This window comes from Pseudomonas orientalis, from assembly GCF_002934065.1.
In the GTDB taxonomy this organism is placed as follows: domain Bacteria; phylum Pseudomonadota; class Gammaproteobacteria; order Pseudomonadales; family Pseudomonadaceae; genus Aquipseudomonas; species Aquipseudomonas orientalis_A.
Map to the genome: position 1 here is coordinate 4909329 of NZ_CP018049.1, position 18784 is coordinate 4928112.

Consider the following 18784-nt stretch of genomic DNA (forward strand, 5'->3'; position numbering starts at 1 on the left):
CTAATTCGTTTGGCGACGATCAGTGGCAGCTCCATCTTCAAACTTGGAGTGTCACCTATGCCTGCCCTCAATCCGTCCAAAATTCGCGCCGCTGCTCATCGAGCAATGGCTCTCGCCGCTTTACATGCCAACTCCAGCCTCGCTACACGCCTTTCTCGTTACAACGCCCATATGTCCAAGGCTCGCGCCCTGGAAGCCGCAGGGGGTGTCCAATGAGCATGCTCCCAGGATTCGCACTCCCCGAGGACCTACTCTGCGTTAGCCCAGACGCCGAAGCCGGTCTGCCTATCGACGCGATCACCTGTGCGCTCGACCGGGCCGACTCCGTTCTCATGTTGCTGGAAGACCACTTAGACGGGGATAAACCTCTGCTCTCCAACCACGTGCTGTCCTCTGTTATTTGGGACGTGCGCGGCACCTTGGGTTTGATCAAAACACTCACCATGTACGGTGATGCCTCCTCTGTGCCGATGGGCCAGAAAGGCGGTTCGCTGTGACCCACTCCAGCACGCTTGGACGCTCCGAGTTCTCCCCCGCCAACGGTAACGGCCAAAACCTGTTTCGGGTGAATGCCGGAATCCCTCTGGAGGACGCACTGGAAGCTGTCTCCCAGATTCTGCACCACGCCAATCAACTGATCCTCGACTCCGCCATCAGCGATGCGGGCGAGCGCTTTAGTTGGCCTGCGTTCTACCTCGGCGAGATGGCCAAAGCGCTGATCGACGACGTGAACGAGGCGTTGCTTGAGTCGAGGACCACACCATGACTCCGCGCACTGACAACAACTCAAAACGTCCGAGTTTTTCCGACGTAAAAAGCGCCACCCTGAAGAACATCGACCGCGTCCTTACTCACTGGCTGCCGAACGGGAAACGCGTCGACGGTGGAAAGGAATACACAGCACCAAACCCCACACGCACGGACAAACGCGCAGGCTCACTCAAGGTCAACTTGAGCAAAGGCACCTGGGCGGATTTTGCCACCGGCGATAAGGGCGGCGACCTGATCGACCTGGTGCGCTACATCGACGGCGGCACCGACGTTGATGCCTGCAAAAAGCTGGCGGACCTGCTCAACGTTTCCGCCGGTTCGGCGAACGCTAAAAGCACACCGGCCAAGCCTGCAGCGCCGGAGTGGATTGCGATCCAGCCGATCCCGGCCGAGGCCATGAACAAGTGTCCAACCAAACACCGGCAACACGGTGCTCCGTCCAAGGTGTGGATCTATCGGGATGCGCAAGGCCAGCCGGTCATGGCGCTGTATCGCTTCGACCTGGACACCGATGAAGACGGCAAACCGAGGAAGGTCTTTGCACCGCTGACCTGGTGCAAGCGCTCCGATGGGCAAGCCACACAATGGCGCTGGCAAGGGTTGTCGGAACCTCGGCCATTGCTGCTCCTGGATGAACTGGCACAGCGGGCCGATGCGCCTGTGGTGTTGTGTGAAGGTGAAAAGGCCGCTGATGCTGCCGCTGAACTGATGCCCGATCACGTCGCCACGTGCTGGCCGAACGGTTCCAACTCTTGGCACAAGGCCGACCTGACGCCACTCAAAGGGCGCACGGTGGTGCTGTGGCCGGATAACGATGCCAGCGGCAAGACCTGCATGGACGCCATCGAACTCAAGCTGATTGAGCTGGGCGCCGCCTCAGTACAACGGATCTCGCTCGACGTATTCAAGCTCAAGCCGAGCAGCAAAGGCGGCAAGCCGACGCTCATCAAGGGTGGACAATGGGCAGACGGCGACGATGCAGCGGATGCGCTAGCCAAAGGCTGGACCGCTGGCCACATCGCCGAGCTGGTGCGCAACGGTGAGTTTTTCGGCGCTGTCGCTGAGCCCACTGAGCCCCAAGAACCGAAAGCTAAGACACCTGCAAAACGTCCTGCGAAATCGAAAAATGATCTGTTGCCAGGCGGCTTTCGCCTGACGACTGAAGGGGTGTTTTATTCCGGCGATGATGGCGAGGCGCGTCCCGTGTGCTCGCCTCTCGAAATCATCGCACGCACTCGCGACGACAAGGGCCACAACTGGGGCTTATTGGTCGAATTCGACGACCCGGACGGCGCCAAAAAACGCTGGAACATTCCAGCCAGGACCATGACCGGCGACTTCGGCAAAGACGTACTCGGTCCACTGGTAGATATGGGTTTGCGCCTTGCAGGAAGCCGATCTGGGCGTAACGCACGCAATGATCTGCAGAGTTATCTCGGCGGCTTCGACAGTGCCCAGCGCGCACGCTTGGTGACGCGCTTGGGTTGGCACGACAACGCCTTCCTTTTGCCCGAACAACAAATCGGTTCACATGCCGAACACCTGCATTTTTATGAAGCCGGTGCGCAGTTGCCACCGATCAGCGAGGCGGGCTCTTTGGAGCAATGGCAACAGCAAATCGGCGCGCTGTGCGTTGGTAACCATCGCTTGGCGTTTGTCGTCTCTGTGGCCTTTGCAGGGCCTCTGCTGAACCTGCTGGGGCATGAGTCAGGCGGCTTCCACCTCTACGGCGACAGCTCCGGTGGCAAGACCACTCACCTACAAGTCGCTGCCTCGGTTTATGGCGGGCCGCGACTGGTGCGTTCGTGGCGTTCAACAGACAACGCCCTAGAGTCCATCGCCGCTGCACACTCAGACGGCCTCCTGGTGCTGGATGAAATCGGCATGTGCGACCCGCGCATTATCGGGGAGACGGTTTACATGCTCGGCAATGGCACCGGCAAAGCCCGGGCGAATGATCGAGGGCAAGCGGGCCGACAGGTGCAGGAGTGGCGCTTGCTGTTTCTCTCGACCGGCGAGAAGACGTTGGCGCAGCACATGGCGGATGCTAACAAGGAGCTGAAAGCCGGTATGGAGGTACGCATGCTCGCCGTGCCTGCGGACGCGAGCAAGGGGCTCGGCATGTTCGATGTGCTGAACGGTTTTGAGGACGCTGCTGCCCTCTCCGATGCGCTCAAGGCGCGTGTAGCCAAATACTACGGCACACCACTCACCGCCTTCCTGCACGCACTGTGCGCGCCTGGGGAAATGCTCAGATGGTCGGTGATCGTTCGTCGCACGGTGGAGCAGTTTATCACCCAAAACCTGCCCGCTTCGGCCAGTGGTCAGGCGCAACGTGCCGCCCTTCGCTTCGGTCTCGCAGCAGCGGCCGGAGAGTTGGCCACCGCCTTCGGCGTCACGGGCTGGCCGGACGGCACAGCCACGACCGCCGCACGGGTGTGTCTGCATGCGTGGCTGGCCGAACGTGGCGGCGCCGGTAACTTCGAGGGTGATGCGATCTTGGCGCGGCTACGCCAGGTCATCGAGCGATTTGGAGAAAGCCGCTTCACCCGATGGGAATCCGCCGCCGCCAAAATCGATGAGCACGGCCCACGCACGATTGATCGGTTGGGCTTTCGCAAGACCCTGGAACACGGCATGGGCGACGCCCTGCACACCACCAACACCTACTACGTGCTGCCTGAAGCCTGGAGGGCCGAGATCTTCAAGGGCATGAATATCAGTGCGGTGAACAAGGAGCTGCTGCAACGGGGCGTGCTCGAGCCGGGAAGTGATGGAAAGGCGTACAGCTTGATTCGCCTGCCCGGGTTAGGACCTCAACGCTGCTATGTGGTGAAGACAGTCCCTGGAACGGATGAAGGCGAGGCCAAGGCCGCCTGACGACAGGCCTGCTGATCGAGGTAGCGCCGGCTCATTCCCGGCCTCGCCAGCCGTTCAACCACTCCTATCAAACGTAATGCTCAGAGACAATACAGATGAACACTATCCAAGAACTGAAAGACCGCCGCGACACACTGACCCTCGAAATGGAGAGCATACAGCGCGACCTGGCTCCCTTCGAAGAGGCGCTGGAAAGCCCAGAGGTCATCCAGCAGGGCCGTCAACGGGCCGTGCAGGATGAAATCAACGATCACAAAAGACGCATCGACTCGCGAAACCTCGAGATCAGCAAACTGAACCAGAAGATTGATCGCCTTGAGACATTGGCGAACCGTGAGAGCTTGGCTGCGGGCTATCTCAGCGATATGGCGAACTGGAAAGCTGACGAGATGGAACTCAACGAAAAGCGCAGCAGCATCGAGACCCGGTTGCAGCAGGTCCGTCAAAACGATCAGGAAGACATGGCAAAGGCCCGACAAGCTGAAACGGACGCTGCCACCGCTTATGCGCAGGCCGTCGCCTGGGGCGATGTGGAGGGCGAGAAAGCAGCTAACGCAGAAGCTCAAAAGGCAGCAAAGAACCTAACCGCCGCGGTTGAGCATCACCGCCGTCAACAACTGCTTATCACCGCCCTGGAACAAGAGCTGGTGACGATTGATCTGCACATCACAGAGGCACAGAAGGAACGCACCGAGATCGAGAATAAAGCGGCTCACTTGGCGAACACTGTGCTGGAAGAACAATGGAATGAGGCCGCGAAAACACTGCTGGAGACCGGCGGCAAGCTGTGGGCAGCACGCAACCTGATTAGTCGTGACCCGGTTGCACTGATGAAGCTGGAGATCCCTGAACAGGGCGAGCACTTTGGAAGCTGGACTTGGCGAGAACTCGTAGATCGCTCGCGCCAACACAGCTTGCTTGACCTATTGGCAGCCTAACCCAAACCTTCCCCGAGGCAACCGGCGGAAGCCGATTGCCTCGGGCCTACCATTGGTCCAACCATGAACAAACCACCACAGAACAGCGCACAGATGCCTGATTACCTAAAGGCCCGAAAGCTCCATTTGAACGGGATAATGGCCGCCATAGCCGATATGAGAAAGCTCAACGAAGCAGCAAACAAAAACACTAAAGTCGAAACGCTCACGAATGATGCAATCAAGGCAGAGCTTGATTTCATAGACCTTCAGCTCAAAAGAAAGGACGGATGATGAAGAAGTGAAAGCTTAAGCTGCTTCCGCTTCGCTAGGTCCTCCATTACAAATAATGGACTCAACCTTTTTTCTGATCTTTGGCGGCCGAGGGCTTATGCTTTCGGCCGATTCTATTGAAACAGTCGGTTCTCTCGAATTGCCCGGAAGCTGACCGGTGAAGTAGCCTACTTTCGCGCGGCCACGTGAAATCTGTGTCGAATGCCTGAGCAGCCATTTAAGATTTCAATTTCATGCGCTTACTTTTTTGCCCTGAGAACCACTTCCGACTTTTTCAACAGCATCGGCCAAAACTGGTCACTGGAGCACGTCACTAAACATGGGATAATTCAATACACCTCATTGCCGAACACCAACATAATATTCAATCTTAAAGTCGACGAACTCACCATTATCGGCAAAGCTAATGCTAATTGGCAGTGCACTTTCACGATGAACATAGCAAACTTTAACCAGACTCTCACCAGAGAAAACCAAGTAATATCCACAACCATCGCAATTAATCTCAATGAATTTCATACTCCCCCTCCCGTCAGGCCATATAAGTTTTCGACCAGAGGTTGTAAATCCGGCTGCTTGAAATTTTTTCAGCGCGTTAGAAGAGCAAATCATCCATTCAGCTTTGCGAGTAGGTAATGTGATTTCAGCGTTTCCAGTCAGTTGACTGCGGAATAGTATTTGAGCATTTAGCCAGTGGTGAATCTCTTGAGCAAAATTGAATCCGTATGTATCGAAAACGTAATAAGTATCGTTCCCCGAAAGAAACGCTTCGCGAGGGAGACTAATATTTGAAACTATAGGCGACACTTCACCCAGTGTGACTCTTTTGAATAAATCATATTTCTTTACAGACGCCCCAAAGGCCTCAGTAACTTCGCACTTGAATCGTTCTAGAGATGCAACATCCAGCTTTTGATTTGCAATCAGATTTTTCGTATTCTCTATGACTGCCCCACTCAGAAGCTCGCAAAATTCGCAAGCATATTCGCGCAAAGCTAACGCCTGCTCCGACAAAATCCCTAACCGGTCTATAAATCGAGTATTGGCTAATGCTTTTAGAAGTGATATTTGAAGTAGGGGGATCCTTTGCGCGGCAGCTTTTAATTCTCTAAGCTGGCAACTTGGCATCACCGGAATAGACATCTCAGGCTTGATCGTGGCTCCACTTGCACGCAATATAAAAGTATTCCAAAGCTCATAAGCTATGAGTGCACCTATTGCATCTACTATTTTATATTCTTGGAGTTCATTGCGAACTGGATAAAAGTCAGAGAAATTCTTCGCGGATAGAAATGCCGCGACGCACTCGCTCATTGAGGTTGGAACTGGTGAGTGCCCCACATTGAATGATTGCGATCCTGCTGGGTTTCGTAACTCCCTGCACTCTACGAATATCTCTGGGTGAGTTGATAATAAGGTGGCTAAAACCCTAAGGGTTTCTGTTTCTATTTCGCTAGAAAATCTATTCAGTTCTATACCGTGCCAGCACTCCTCTAAGGCCGCATCTATCTTATCAAGTTTTTCTCTAGCTACTATTTTGTCTGCAAACTTTTCGTCGATATATGCTCGCATCTCGGGCTTGTATTTTTTCTCTATTTTTTTATAAAGCTCGTCTACTGCTAATCTTCCAGCGTAAGTATCACTGATATCCTTGTCAAGCTCTGGCATCAGTGAGTATCCCCACAATTCTTCAACCCTCTCAGGAAGGTCCCAGGCACCTTTGTTGTAGTTGCCCTTATATTGTATTACTTGACGAACATTTCTCAGCAACTCCGGGATGTTTTCCGGCTGCTCGCGTGCGGATGTTTCGATAAGCAAGTTAAAGTGTGCTTGAAGGTATGCATAGGCTTCATTGCCGGATTTAGCTTTGTTAGCAAAGCTAAGAAATAAGCGACCATTGCGGCAAAATCGACCATACGAAGGAAGCTTTTCCTCTCTGAATCTCGCGATTCTTTCAATTACTCCAATCTGTGATCGGTATTCTTCTTTGGCGAGAATTGCACCCATGGATAAATTTAAATAAAAGCCAGCGACGGATTGATAAACGTCTACCTCTCTAGATACTTCAACTGACGCTAATACCGAAGGAAGAGAAGCTAGCAAATGACGTACGAACTCATTTGCATCGTTATTCTCTAGGTTGTTGAACGCTTTGTAGGAAATAGTTCTGACTCGGCTATCTAAATCAGTTCTCATAGGGTCTGCGCAGAGCAGATATGATTCAAGCTCCATAAGCGCAGCGATATTGTCCTGTATTTTTATTCGATTGGAGAAAAAGCTATTTATTTTGAGCACCCCCCTACCAACTGCTCCACGTCTATCATCGTCTAACAAAAAACTGCGTTTTGCATACTTGTTAATATCTAGATAAATACGCTCATGAACTGCTTCTATATTAGACATAAACGTATAGGTAAACTTTAGGTGCTGGTATACCCGGTACACCACAACACAGAATCCGACCATTAGCCCGAATAAATACGGAACCAAGGAAATCAAGTCGAACACTCGAATTGAAATAAAAAACTTAGCTACAAGAGAAGCCCCCAGGACCATAAATAGATGTTGATTTAGCCTTTTGGCATCTACCCCTGACAGCGAGGAGGTTATTTTTAATAGCGAAGGGCTTCTATAGCGCGTCCTAGTCGTTTCGATAACATTCAATGATATAGGAAGTGCGAGTGCGCCTAGGGCTGCGGCTACAGTGATTATATCAGTTATTAATGTTGCCCAAATCGAACTCTTTTCGTCCGTGATTGCTGCTTGTGCGGCAGTCATTATCGGATCTTTTAAATTATTGAACGCTTTATAAATCTCTATGCAAAATTGAGATATAGAACTATTGAATTCTGAGAGGCCCATTTCGCATATCTCATTTGGGTGGTTACTGATATTTGTTTCTGAGAGACTTACCTTTGGAATACCGTGTCTCAACAGTCATTGGTAGAACATCTCTTTATAGGCTGGTTGCAGCCCCTCCAGATAGGATGCAATCGATCTTAAAAGCCGTTAAACGTGAAAAATAAATTTTCTACCCGCTGCAATACCATAATGCCACGGCTATGTCGACCGTCCGCTTTTGACCGATTGCAGCCCTTAACGAGAGGCAGCAATCGGGCCGAAGCGGGAGTTCACGAGTCATGGCCTCTATGGTTTGGGGTATCTACGAAATCTGGGACGATTCGCAGGGCTGCTAGAAACTCTCCTTTCTGAGATTGGCTTCTATATCTTCACGTTTCCCATGGTGCTCGTAGCTTTTAGCAATTCCCTCCAACATTGTTGCTACAACGGGATGAGAGTATTGAATTCGCCTCGCCTGATCACGGAAGTACGTTGCCAACGTTCGCTCTTGATCGCCCCCATCCCAGGGTGATCGGCTGGTGGCTCCCCGCTTATTCGATGTGCCAATGCAGAATCCGCGCCTCATTTCCTCTAGATCAGGACTATCGAGTAGCTCTCTTACGGGAGCAAAAGGCCAAGTACCATCTTCATCTGCGGGGGCATGAGCAAGGATTTGTCCCAGAGTTTGATCACACATGGTTGGTCGATCAGCAACGCGGCATAAGTCACGTACTTCTTTGATGAACTTGTAAAAAATATCCCCATTAATACTTTCATCAGGTTGAGTCCCTGGTAGGCGCTTGCAACAGTGCAGAATGCTCCATGCACGTTCTGCAGTCGCTTTAGATGCTTCAGTCGGCTCTTCTCTGTCTCCATGCTCTGGTTTGTACAATAAACAAATTAACTCTTTGAAGAGTTCTGGCTCTGACATAATTCCTTCGTACAAGGCATTGGCCTTAACTTCTCGTCCGTATCGTAGGAACGGAAACAATCCGAACTCGAGCTGTATTAGTGCCATCCTGTCAATCTCACCAGACTCCTCAAGCCGTCCTAACATTTTCTCTAGGTGCCAAGACTCCAGTTGCAAGCCATCTTCTACCTCTCCATGTAGCAGCTGCTGAAGAGCTGAAAAGAGCTGGGTAGGGTCGGTGTGTTCGAGAGAGTATTGGCAGTATTGAAGCGCGCTCAGTGGTCGTTTAGCCATCAAGAGGCGCTTCAATACAAACTTCAGTTCCTTGTTGTCACCTCGGGTATACAGTCGCACGCCATGCCAATAAGCTGCAGAAACTTCAGGGCCACATGCCTCGACCAGTTGCCAGGTCTCCTGATTTGGTGTCGCCAAAGCCAAGACCCGGGCCAGTTTTTCAGGTCGTCCTGCGTCCTGTTTACTTAGTCCAATAACCGCTTGAAGAAGCTCGCCCGAAACTGGTGCAGGGAGTGTCTGAAGGAACCCTGCAATACACAGACTCATAGGCATACCAGCGGAGAAGTCCTCACCCTTCGTAGTAATCCACTCAGGCCAGAAAATATCGTCCCAAACAACCCGAGCCAATGTGGCCCCGACAGTACTGGGCTCAGCGCACACCCTGATTAGGTTCTCAATACCGACCATGCATTGAGCTTGATAAATTTCGGTCAATGCCGAAATTCTCTTTTGAGTTATGGCATTACCGCGCTCCCAAGAGTCGTCATCACGATCTCGGCTAGGTAGCTCTAGCCAATGGCTGTCGAAAAGCCAGCGATGGCGAGTCACTAAGCCCCGTGGGGCAAGCAGCTCGTAGGATGCCTCTGCGGGCGACAACCATTCATCCAGCTCGTTAGCTGGTGCGTCGTCGTAATTACGATGCCAATGAATAATCTGTCGTAGCGCAATTCGAATTATTTCCCGATCTTCATCTTTCGCAGTTGCCAGGGTGAAGGGCTCAATCAGTGCCAGCACCCTGGGTAGCTCCTCTATATCTCTAAGTGTGGTTTTTTGCAGCAAAGAGACGATTCGAGGAGCATTGCCTTCACTCAGTTGGAGAAGCTTTCCCCTGGCGAAATCCAACATTTCATGCATTTCATCGTAGGTAACGCCACGGCCGGCCCCAGCATCGTCTTCACGCCACTTTGGTCGGTGGGCAGGGAAGGCCGCCTGTTGGCCGCCTGCTGCAATCTGTCTCAATACACGAAAAGCGGCTTCAGCATCCCTATCAATCAGTAAGTTGAGCACTTTGATACGCTCCGGCAAGCTAGCTGCGGTCTGTGGCAGCCAGGAGCGAAAAAGGCCGAACAAACTCCCGCTAGGCTTATTGCCCCAGTTGCCTCTCATGGGAACATGGCTGAGCTGGGCTAGGATGAGGGCTACTGGGGCCAAGCGTCGCGGAGCCCAACTGAGGGTTTCCAATGCCCAAAGCAAGCCGGAGTGCCAGCAGCGCCCCCCAAAACCAGAATCACTGTTTTCGGAAATAAGCCTTGTCACCGGTGCATCCGGCATCCGTAAACTGCTCTCTACAACACGAAGAAAGTCATCTGGCGCGGCCTCTGCTAGGGTGGGCAAATAAGAGGCCAACGAAAGCCAGCGTTGGCCATCTGCCTTATCGAGCAACTCATGGATCAACCTTGATACGCGCTCTTCTATGTCTAGTGCTTTGAGTCCCACTTGTTCTGAGCCACGCACAGCCAGTTTCATAAGTGAGTCGCAGATCGACTCAAACAGCAGTCCCGAATGGGGATGAACCTTGCCATGGACTTGTGCCATCCACCGATCGTCTTCTAGTAATTCCAGCTGAGGATCAGGTGTCGAGAGCATCTCCCGAGCAATGGCGAAAAAACGATCCAGTTGGCCGCTGGTGATTCGGTTTCCACATTGGTCCAGCAGCTCCAATGGCGATTTAGCTTTCCATACCGCGCCGATATTCAGCACTGGGGCATCGTCAAGTTGGGCTAGCTGGCGTAAATCGCGCTCGATTTCTTCATAGGGTCGAGCAGCCATTCGCTCGACTACTTGTCGATCCGCAGCTGTGTCTGCAGACCAAGCTCCAAGCAGACAAAGCAGAGGCAGGCTGGCTGATTGTGGGGTAAACAACCAAGGGGGCTGCTGGATAGCAGGGTTTAAGGCTCTTTGCCGGCGAAGTACGGTCCAAGAGCGTCCAGTGCTTAGGGCATAACGTTTGGCATCGGACTCTTCCATACCGATAGCAATGAGGGCTTTCTCGAACTCATAGATGTTCGGTCGCTCCAATACCAGTTCATCACCCTCAGGTTTACCGACCAAATCACCTGTGGCGTGGGGCACGATCACACGTAATTTTTCGCGCAATATCGGATTAAGGGCCGTTTCAGTTCTTGCCGCGATGGCAATCCGCAGTTGCGGATTCGCTTCCACATAGCGCCATCCCTGAGGCTCGGTCACAACCATGGCATGGTCTTGCAGGTCACGGGAGGCCATTACCATCGCCACCGTAAAGGCTACGGCTTCTTCCACGCTGTCAGCACGTATAACTAACGGATGAGCCGAGCTCGACGAGGTATTTGTCGTCTGGATTTTTTCACCCAGAGCCTCAAACACCTGAGTACGGTCCATGAATAGAGCTTCGGGAGTGATGGGCGGTCTGCATTGCCGCGCCCACGAATCCCAGTAACGGGCTAGGCTTACAACACCCCAGCCACTTAAACCCAGCTCTTCGGCAAACTGCAAAGCCACTGCCGGTTTTTGCTCGAGCCACTGCTCCAGGTCGTCTGCATCATAGGCCCGGACATCCGCCCATTCGTCTTTGTTGCACTGTTCCGCTACCCAGTCGAGCTTCTTCGCCCAGCGCCGAGGAGTGACAAAGACAAAGGTACATGCTGAGCGTTCTGCCTCGCTTATTTGTTCTGTCCGTTTTTGGTAGTCGCCGTTAGCTTTACCAAGCACATTTTGATCGCATCCGATTTCCCAGCGGGATGCTCCTGACGGCACCCAGGCATTCCCCCTCTCACTGAAAAGAATACCGTCCCAGCCAGGCACATAGGTGGAGTCACCCGCAGGGAATGAAAGTTGGCGGGTCGTTTCGGGGTCGAAGCAAAGCCGCCTCACCCAGCGCGGTAGATCAGTTTGCGCTTCCTTGGCCTGAGTACTTGCCCAGTTGACGATATGGGAGGCTGTAACCCGCATACTTCACCTCAGAAAATGGAGCTCCCTCATCCCAATCGATTCATGATTGGGGAAAGTCTAATTTACGGCCCATTTATGGAATAAAAACATCGTAAAAAATCACGGCGTCGCCAGGAAAAGCTGCCCTCGGTCACGGGAGCTGAGAGGGAATGTTACAATTCGGATAGCGATTCGCCGTGAGTAACTATCTGATCAATAAGCATAGAGCTCTGATCATGAGGCATGCGTTACAGGCTTTCACCACTGATCGCCTACGCGGAATAGCATGACCATGGTTAGAGTAGCATGGCTCCTCTAAACGAAAGACCCCAGCTCGATGACGCCTGCCTTAGCCATCACAAACCGCTCCTCATAGAACATTCATTGATGTAACACCTATTTGCCATGTAACACGCATATCGGCAAACCAGTCACAGCCGCGTAACACTAGATAAATCATTTAAAATTATATACTTACAGAAAAATGTAACACGCGTAACGCGCGTAACACGGTTTATTAAGGTATCCCCCTAGCCCCATTAGGAATGCTCCTCCAGCGAAGCGAGATGGGTCATGATCTTGGCTTTGGTTCGATAGTGGAGCCCCTGACGCATTCTTGAAGGGACGGGGCATGAAACCCGCCGGATCGTGTTAGCGGAAGGGCACCCAGCTTAGTGAACAGGTGAACCTGGTGAACTCCAGTTCACCAGTGCATATGCCCTACCCTTTCAGCCATCTGCGAGTACCGTTACCAATACGGTAACGATGCCCTTTTTTCTTCAAGATCCTTTCAATTTCAACATTGAAATTTCAGTAAGCTGGTGTGGTTGCCGCTACCACGATCCCGCGGGTTTCATGCCCCGTGCCAGACATTTCTCTGTAGGGTCCCTCCCACGCTTGCGACAGCACGCCCCTGTAGCAAAACCGCGAAACCAGGTAAAGGTAGACGCCGTGATGGCAAATTAGTAGCGTTGGCAGGCTCGGTTATGACCGGTGTCATCGGAAGCTTTACTTAATCATGGATTCAGGGAGAGAAAATGAAGCCTAAAATATTTATCGGGTCTTCGCGCGAGGGCCTAGATATCGCTAACGCCATTCATTCGAATCTTACACGTGATGCGGAATGCACCGTGTGGGCCAATGGCGTTTTCCAAATTTCCGGCAGCACCATTTACAGCTTGATAAAAACCTTGCGGGAATCAGACTTCGGTGTTTTTGTTTTTAGCCCCGACGATCTTTCAGTAATGCGGGGCAATGAGAACCCGATAGTAAGGGACAATGTAATCTTCGAATTAGGTTTGTTCGTGGGGCGCTTAGGTATCGAGCGGTGCTTCTTCATCACTCCCGATGTTACAGGTGACCTCCGCTTACCGACTGACCTTATGGGCATTACTCCTGGGCAATATGAATCTGGACGCCGGGACAAAAACTGGCTCGCAGCTACAAATCCTGTATGCATGCAGATAAGGGCGAAGCTGCTCGAGTTGAAATCCTTCCAAGACGCCGTGCCGGAGACCTCGCCGAGTATTGAGCTCACATCGGAGGAACAGGCACCTGTCGAGGAAGCATATGTACCATTAACGCTAGAGGCATATGGAAAAGGACACGTAGTCAACGGAAGTTCTATGGTTCATAAGGCTGAACTGAAGAAGGCCGGAGCTAAATGGAATGGCACTCTAAAAAAGTGGATAATCCGCGGAATAGATAAAGATGCGTTTGATGCTCTCATTCTGAAGCTGAATGCCAAATGCTGACAGATGGCATTGAAAACAACACTCAGCATCGTGTATCCCTACGTGTATCCCTTAGCATGTAACTCTAATGCAAGCCACGTAGTATATGGAACGCTCGAGTCTCCCTCGGGCACCATCTTAAAAAAAGACCTTGAAATTCAAGGTCTTTTTTTTCGTCTGTAGAAAAGTGGCGACAGCTGATTCATTGCTTGCCGCCCATTACCGACCTGAAACACGATCCAAATGTGGGAGCTGGCTTGCCTGCGATTGCGCCAGCCCCAACACCCTCAAACCACCTGCCTACACCCCAACCGAATCCCCCTCCTCCGTCACCCCATTCGGCAACATCCCGTTCGCCAAATCATCCACCACCGCCTTCGCCATCTCGCCCAAATAATGTGCTGCCCAGGCATAGCGATCTGCGCTGTTATCCATCGCTGCATCCAATGCCAGCATTTTTGAACAGTGGAGAAGCTCGGAGGCGTGTTCCAAGGCTTCACGGATGGGGACGCCGGAATTGACGCGGAATAGGCGGTGGAGGTTGGGCTGTTTGCCGCAGGTGGAAAAGGTGATGACGCCGAGGGTTTTGTTGAGGGGTGGGTTGATCATTGGGCACCTCCCAAGTGGGTGGAGGTGTGGGTTGAGGAATTGCGGGGGTACGATTTATCAGAAACGCTCATTGATAAGCTCCTAAGTAAGTGAGCCTATTGTTTTCGGATTATCAGGTCCGGTCGCTGGATTGGAAGCGACGGTGGAAGGTAGCGCAGGAGGGGTTGGGGCTGGAAGGCTGGATCTGTGGCGAAAGGTTTCCGGTAGAAATGCCGGAGTAAGGTAAGAGTTGGGGCGGAAAAAGATTTGTGATTTACCCCCGTGTTACGCATCTCACAGCGAAGCAAATAAAACAGAGGTCAAACAACCATTATTTCAAATGTAATCTCCCCCTGATTCCACTAGACCTTTCAGCCACAGTAGCAAGTTCTAATTCCCCTCCGGCGCCAACTTTTTCGGCGTCGATGATCGCCTTAGTCTGCACCACGATTTTAGTGAATACCTCGGAAGCCAACGCAACCGAGGATGGAACGTTCGATGATCAAAGCCGCAGCTACGATGGGCCGTCATCTTACCTTTCTCGGAGAGTTTCAGTGTATGCACATAGTTCGGGTCGCCAACAACAACTGAGAGTTGCCGCTCGCGCCCGGCAGCAACCGGCCAGAAACGCTCACTCGGCGACGTCATAAATCCTGGGACTATTCACTTCAAGCATTACATTGAACACAGCACCAGAGCCTGACTCCAAACCCGACCGAAGGCACCTCCAGGTCTTTTTATAGATGGCTGTGCTGCGGGCATAAATGACATCATGCCCGCTCTTATTCTCGCAGCGTATTGGCCACCTTTTGGCCGAGGGAGCTTTCAAGTACATGGTTTCGTTTGACCTCCCTGCCGGCGGCGGAGATATGGGGCGCCTCATACGCGAAACGGATTGGTCTGCAACCCCTCTGGGGGCCAGAGAATCTTGGCCTATGGCGCTCAAAAGCTCACTCAGTCTGATGTTGAACTCACCCGAGAGCATGTACCTCGTGTGGGGAGACGCGTTACAACTGTTCTTCAATGACGCTTACCTCATCAATCTCCCATGCGCGCCAGAAGCTGCCTTGGGCGCGCCGATTCATTTGGTTTGGGGGCAAGCATGGGAGCAAGTACGCACCATTGCGCAAAGCGCGCTTCAGGGGCAGGCAAGCCGCTTTGAAAACCATCCGATTACACTTGTTCGAGAGGGCGTGACCGAGCTGACTTTCTGGTCATTCTCGTTTTCGCCACTGCATGGGGATACTGGAAAGCCTGAGGGAATGTTCTGCCGTGTCCACGAAACCACGACGCAGGTGCACGGAGCACTGAAACTGGAGGAGAACGAGGCGTTCACCGACCGTGTTCTCGCGAGCATAAACGACTGCATCAAGGTACTGGATCTGGACGCGCGCCTGACGTTCATGAGCGAGTTGGGTAAAGAGATCATGGAGGTCAGCGATTTCAACGAAATACGCGGCTGTCCATGGCCTGACTTCTGGCAGGATCAGGGAAACGTGGATGCCAAGGCTGCCGTGCAATCTGCTCGCGAAGGTAAGAGTGCCAGCTTTATGGGATCTGCTTTCACCATGGGTGGGACGCTGAAATGGTGGCACGTTCAAGTCAGTCCTATTTTTGGCTCGGATGGGAAACCTGAAAAAATCCTTAGCGTTTCTCGCGACATGACGGCCCTGCGTGATGCCCAGAATGCATTGGCCAAACTCAACGAGTCGTTGGAGCAGCAAGTTGTCGAGAAAACCCAGGACCGAGATCGCATTTGGCGGCTTTCCGCAGACCTCATGCTGGTCGCTCATTTCGATGGGAAAATCTCGGCGGTCAACCCTGCGTGGAGTAAAACGTTGGGATGGCCTGAAGAACATCTCATAAATAGCCAGTTTCTTGACTTCGTTCACCCTGATGACTTGGAGCGGACGATTGATGCGATGACCGATCTGAAACGAGGGGAGCATTTCCCTACTTTCAAGAATCGCTACCGGCATTCGGATAACTCATATCGCACCATCTCCTGGACGGCTGTGCCGGATAAAGACTTTATCCACGCGGTTGGCCGGGATACTCAAGCGGAGGAAGATGCCAACGAGGCATTGAAGCTTTCAGAGGAGGCGCTGCGGCAATCGCAAAAGCTGGAAGCTATTGGGCAGCTCACGGGTGGTGTCGCCCACGATTTCAATAATCTACTGACGGTTATCAAGTCCTGTACAGATCTTCTCAGCAGCCCAGTCCTATCAGAAGATCGCCGCGATAAATACATCAAAGCGATTTCAAGTACGGTAGAGCGCGCGGCGCGGTTGACGAGCCAGTTGTTGGCATTTGCACGACGACAAAAGCTGCAACCGGAAATCTTTAACGCTGGCGAGAGTGTTGTGCGAATAGGCGAGATGATGGACACACTCACTGGGTCACGGATCAGTGTGACCATCGATATCTGTGATGAGCCGTGTTTTATCAATGCCGATGTAAGCCAGTTCGAGACCGCGCTGGTAAACATGCTCGTTAACGCCCGGGACGCAATGGGCGGTGTGGGAGAGCTTTCAATCAACGTTAATAAGAATACATCGCTCCCCGCAGTGCGCTCACACCCCGAGCGTCCTGGAAATTTCGTAACTGTTTCCATATCTGATACCGGCACAGGAATTTCTGCAGACAAATTAGAGCGCATCTTTGAGCCGTTCTATACAACCAAAGGTGTTGGGCAGGGCACTGGGCTCGGTCTCTCTCAAGTCTTCGGGTTTGCAAAGCAATCAGGCGGAGAGGTCCTGGTCAGTAGCTGTGAGGGTGTTGGCAGCACGTTTACTCTATATCTGCCACGGGTCGAGGCATTCGTGCAAAAGACCATTGATGCCGCACCTGCAGTTACGGAGTGCGGCGAGGGATATGCAGTGCTGGTTGTAGAGGACAATGAAGATATCGGGACTTTTACTTCTGATACTCTGCAGCAGCTGGGTTATACCGTCCACTGGGTATCTGGCGGGCAGGAAGCGCTTATCGCGCTCTCACCTAATCCGGAAAATTTTCATGTCGTCTTCTCAGATATCACGATGCCCGGCATGAGCGGGATCGAGTTGTTCGAACTTATCGAAGTACTTTATCCATGGTTGCCCGTGGTCCTCACCACAGGCTACAGCTCCGAGTTCGCCAAAATTGAAGCGGGTGGTCAGCGGTTCGAGCTATTGCCGAAACCTTACTCAATCGAATCGCTTTCCAGTTTGCTTGCCAACGTGGTGAAGCGCAGAGCTTCACTGCGATCATAATAAATTTCGATTGCGTCCAACGGTCTTTGGACAAAGTGAAACAGGAGAATCATGGCATTCACCGCTACCTGTGTTGTTTCCCTATTTTTTTGGGCTGTTGTTTCAGCAGTTACGGGGACTAAAGAGCCATGGGACCTGGCCAGTTATTGGACCCTCATCTATCCCGCCGCGCTTGCTCTGTCGGTGATTCTTGGAGCCCTGTTGAAAAGCGCCCAGTGGTCCGCAGGCGCCGTCGTAATGCTTGCTCAGATCCCGGTGATGTTGGTTACCTCGGGTGCTTCCCCGTTGCTGGGTGTCGGTATCCTGTATGCGGCTTTTCTTTCGATTCCGGCGATAGCGCTATCCTGGCTCGCCGGCAAAGTGCGGCGGGCTTGAATTCAGAGCCGCGCGATGACGCCTATTGCATGATCGTTCAAGCCCTGCGCCATGCTTCTGGCTAACCTGACTTTCCTCACCTACCCGAGTGTCCGTCATGGTTCAGCCCCCCACCGCCCCCATAAACCTCATCCAAAAAGCCGCCCTCATCGACCAACAATGGAGCCCGCGCGTCGTCGCCGAAATGAACAACTACCAATTCAAGGTAGTGCGCATCGAAGGCGAATTCATCTGGCACGCCCATCCTGAAACCGACGAGGCCTTCCTGGTGCTGGAAGGCACGCTGCGTATCGACCTTGGCGACGGCCCGGTCTATGTGGCACCAGGCGAGCTCTACGTGGTCCCTCGCGGCGTAGAGCACCGCACGGCCGCCGAAGGCGAAGCCAAGCTGATGATGATCGAGCCACGGGGCATCTTGAACACCGGTCATGAAGGGGGGGACCGAACTGCCTTGAATGATCAGTGGATTTGAACACTGCCTTTGGGTCTGGACACGATTATCATCAACGCACCGCAATGACACCGTCTCCCCCTAACATTGAAGCTTATGAATAAAACCCAATGGCAAGCCCTCAAGCTCAGGCTTAAAAAGTACCTGGCAATCATCTTCGCGCTCTGCCTTGCGGGGTTTCTCATTTATGCCTATGTGCACAAACCCGAGCTTCCCCCGCAAATAGTCCTGAAGCAAAACTTCATACCGGGGGAATGGCTTTATATCGTCGAGGAAGCCAGGGATCGCTCGGAACCCAAGACGCTGAGGTTCTATATGGATTACCGTGAATCGACAGACGCAACCATGAAGGTGTACCTCGGCAAAACCCCGCCGTTCCTGGTCTCGGACACCGACTTGAAAGACGTGGTCATCCAGCGCGTCGCCAACGGCCTGCACATCAAACTCAAAGGCGCCGTCAGCCGTTATCACAGCGACCTTTACCTCAGGGATGGCGACACTTACACCACGTATCGTATAAGCCTCGAACAAGTCGAAACCCGACCGCCCTTGCCGAGCGGTCGGTAAGC

Annotated in this window: 13 protein-coding genes; 10 read left to right on the top strand and 3 right to left on the bottom strand. The window is 52.6% G+C overall.

Annotated features, from left to right (window positions below; translation table 11 throughout):
• The first annotated feature begins 212 nt into the window (after window positions 1-212).
• The 5 genes from BOP93_RS22135 to BOP93_RS22155 all read left to right on the top strand — a co-directional run bounded on the left by BOP93_RS22135 (window position 213) and on the right by BOP93_RS22155 (window position 4862).
• Entirely contained in the window at window positions 213-497 is a 285-nt protein-coding gene (locus BOP93_RS22135) for a hypothetical protein (protein WP_104504658.1), read from the top strand.
• Entirely contained in the window at window positions 494-766 is a 273-nt protein-coding gene (locus BOP93_RS22140; protein WP_104504659.1) for a DUF3077 domain-containing protein, read from the top strand. Before BOP93_RS22135 ends, BOP93_RS22140 begins: the two co-directional genes overlap by 4 nt.
• On the top strand, window positions 763-3651 hold the full coding sequence (locus BOP93_RS22145; RefSeq protein WP_104504660.1) for a DUF927 domain-containing protein: 2889 nt from the start codon (window positions 763-765) through the stop codon (window positions 3649-3651). Before BOP93_RS22140 ends, BOP93_RS22145 begins: the two co-directional genes overlap by 4 nt.
• Window positions 3652-3746: 95 nt before the next feature.
• A complete protein-coding gene (locus tag BOP93_RS22150; protein ID WP_104504661.1) occupies window positions 3747-4589 on the top strand; it encodes a chromosome segregation protein SMC in 843 nt (280 codons plus the stop codon).
• Window positions 4590-4652: 63 nt separating this feature from the next.
• A complete protein-coding gene (locus BOP93_RS22155; RefSeq protein ID WP_237140378.1) occupies window positions 4653-4862 on the top strand; it encodes a hypothetical protein in 210 nt (69 codons plus the stop codon).
• A 339-nt stretch (window positions 4863-5201) separates the two neighbouring features.
• Here the strand turns inward: BOP93_RS22155 and BOP93_RS22160 are convergent, their stop codons facing one another.
• Both BOP93_RS22160 and BOP93_RS22165 read right to left on the bottom strand, forming a co-directional pair.
• Window positions 5202-7640 carry a hypothetical protein gene (locus BOP93_RS22160; RefSeq protein ID WP_237140379.1) on the bottom strand — a complete coding sequence of 813 codons (2439 nt, stop codon included), beginning with the start codon at window positions 7638-7640 and terminating at the stop codon, window positions 5202-5204.
• 415 nt (window positions 7641-8055) lie between these two features.
• Window positions 8056-11598, bottom strand: a complete 3543-nt coding sequence (locus BOP93_RS22165; protein WP_104504664.1) for a hypothetical protein — start codon at window positions 11596-11598, stop codon at window positions 8056-8058.
• A 1256-nt stretch (window positions 11599-12854) separates the two neighbouring features.
• Between BOP93_RS22165 and BOP93_RS22170 the strand changes: the two genes are divergently transcribed.
• A complete protein-coding gene (locus tag BOP93_RS22170; protein ID WP_104504665.1) occupies window positions 12855-13571 on the top strand; it encodes a nucleotide-binding protein in 717 nt (238 codons plus the stop codon).
• Window positions 13572-13850: 279 nt separating this feature from the next.
• Here BOP93_RS22170 and BOP93_RS22175 read toward each other — a convergent pair whose 3' ends face one another.
• On the bottom strand, window positions 13851-14159 hold the full coding sequence (locus tag BOP93_RS22175) for a DUF3077 domain-containing protein (protein WP_104504666.1): 309 nt from the start codon (window positions 14157-14159) through the stop codon (window positions 13851-13853).
• Window positions 14160-15007: 848 nt separating this feature from the next.
• Here BOP93_RS22175 and BOP93_RS22180 point away from each other — a divergent pair.
• The 4 genes from BOP93_RS22180 (at window position 15008) to BOP93_RS22195 (ending at window position 18782) form a co-directional block, all read left to right on the top strand.
• Window positions 15008-17389: a PAS domain-containing protein gene (locus BOP93_RS22180; protein WP_104505345.1), complete on the top strand. Its 2382-nt coding sequence runs from the start codon at window positions 15008-15010 to the stop codon at window positions 17387-17389.
• A 51-nt stretch (window positions 17390-17440) separates the two neighbouring features.
• Window positions 17441-17764, top strand: a complete 324-nt coding sequence (locus BOP93_RS22185; RefSeq protein ID WP_104504667.1) for a hypothetical protein — start codon at window positions 17441-17443, stop codon at window positions 17762-17764.
• Window positions 17765-17861: 97 nt separating this feature from the next.
• A complete protein-coding gene (locus BOP93_RS22190; RefSeq protein ID WP_104504668.1) occupies window positions 17862-18236 on the top strand; it encodes a cupin domain-containing protein in 375 nt (124 codons plus the stop codon).
• Window positions 18237-18311: 75 nt separating this feature from the next.
• Window positions 18312-18782: a hypothetical protein gene (locus tag BOP93_RS22195; protein WP_104504669.1), complete on the top strand. Its 471-nt coding sequence runs from the start codon at window positions 18312-18314 to the stop codon at window positions 18780-18782.
• Window positions 18783-18784 lie beyond the last annotated feature (2 nt).

What these genes read in the sequence shown, in the direction of transcription:
- BOP93_RS22150 (WP_104504661.1), top strand. Translation starts at nt 3,747, where the DNA reads ATGAACACTATCCAAGAACTGAAAGACCGCCGCGACACACTGACCCTC.
- BOP93_RS22155 (WP_237140378.1), top strand. Translation starts at nt 4,653, where the DNA reads ATGAACAAACCACCACAGAACAGCGCACAGATGCCTGATTACCTAAAG.
- BOP93_RS22185 (WP_104504667.1), top strand. Translation starts at nt 17,441, where the DNA reads ATGGCATTCACCGCTACCTGTGTTGTTTCCCTATTTTTTTGGGCTGTT.
- BOP93_RS22190 (WP_104504668.1), top strand. Translation starts at nt 17,862, where the DNA reads ATGGTTCAGCCCCCCACCGCCCCCATAAACCTCATCCAAAAAGCCGCC.
- BOP93_RS22135 (WP_104504658.1), top strand. Translation starts at nt 213, where the DNA reads ATGAGCATGCTCCCAGGATTCGCACTCCCCGAGGACCTACTCTGCGTT.
- BOP93_RS22160 (WP_237140379.1), bottom strand. Translation starts at nt 7,640, where the DNA reads ATGACTGCCGCACAAGCAGCAATCACGGACGAAAAGAGTTCGATTTGG.
- BOP93_RS22195 (WP_104504669.1), top strand. Translation starts at nt 18,312, where the DNA reads ATGAATAAAACCCAATGGCAAGCCCTCAAGCTCAGGCTTAAAAAGTAC.
- BOP93_RS22180 (WP_104505345.1), top strand. Translation starts at nt 15,008, where the DNA reads ATGGGGCGCCTCATACGCGAAACGGATTGGTCTGCAACCCCTCTGGGG.
- BOP93_RS22145 (WP_104504660.1), top strand. Translation starts at nt 763, where the DNA reads ATGACTCCGCGCACTGACAACAACTCAAAACGTCCGAGTTTTTCCGAC.
- BOP93_RS22170 (WP_104504665.1), top strand. Translation starts at nt 12,855, where the DNA reads ATGAAGCCTAAAATATTTATCGGGTCTTCGCGCGAGGGCCTAGATATC.
- BOP93_RS22175 (WP_104504666.1), bottom strand. Translation starts at nt 14,159, where the DNA reads ATGATCAACCCACCCCTCAACAAAACCCTCGGCGTCATCACCTTTTCC.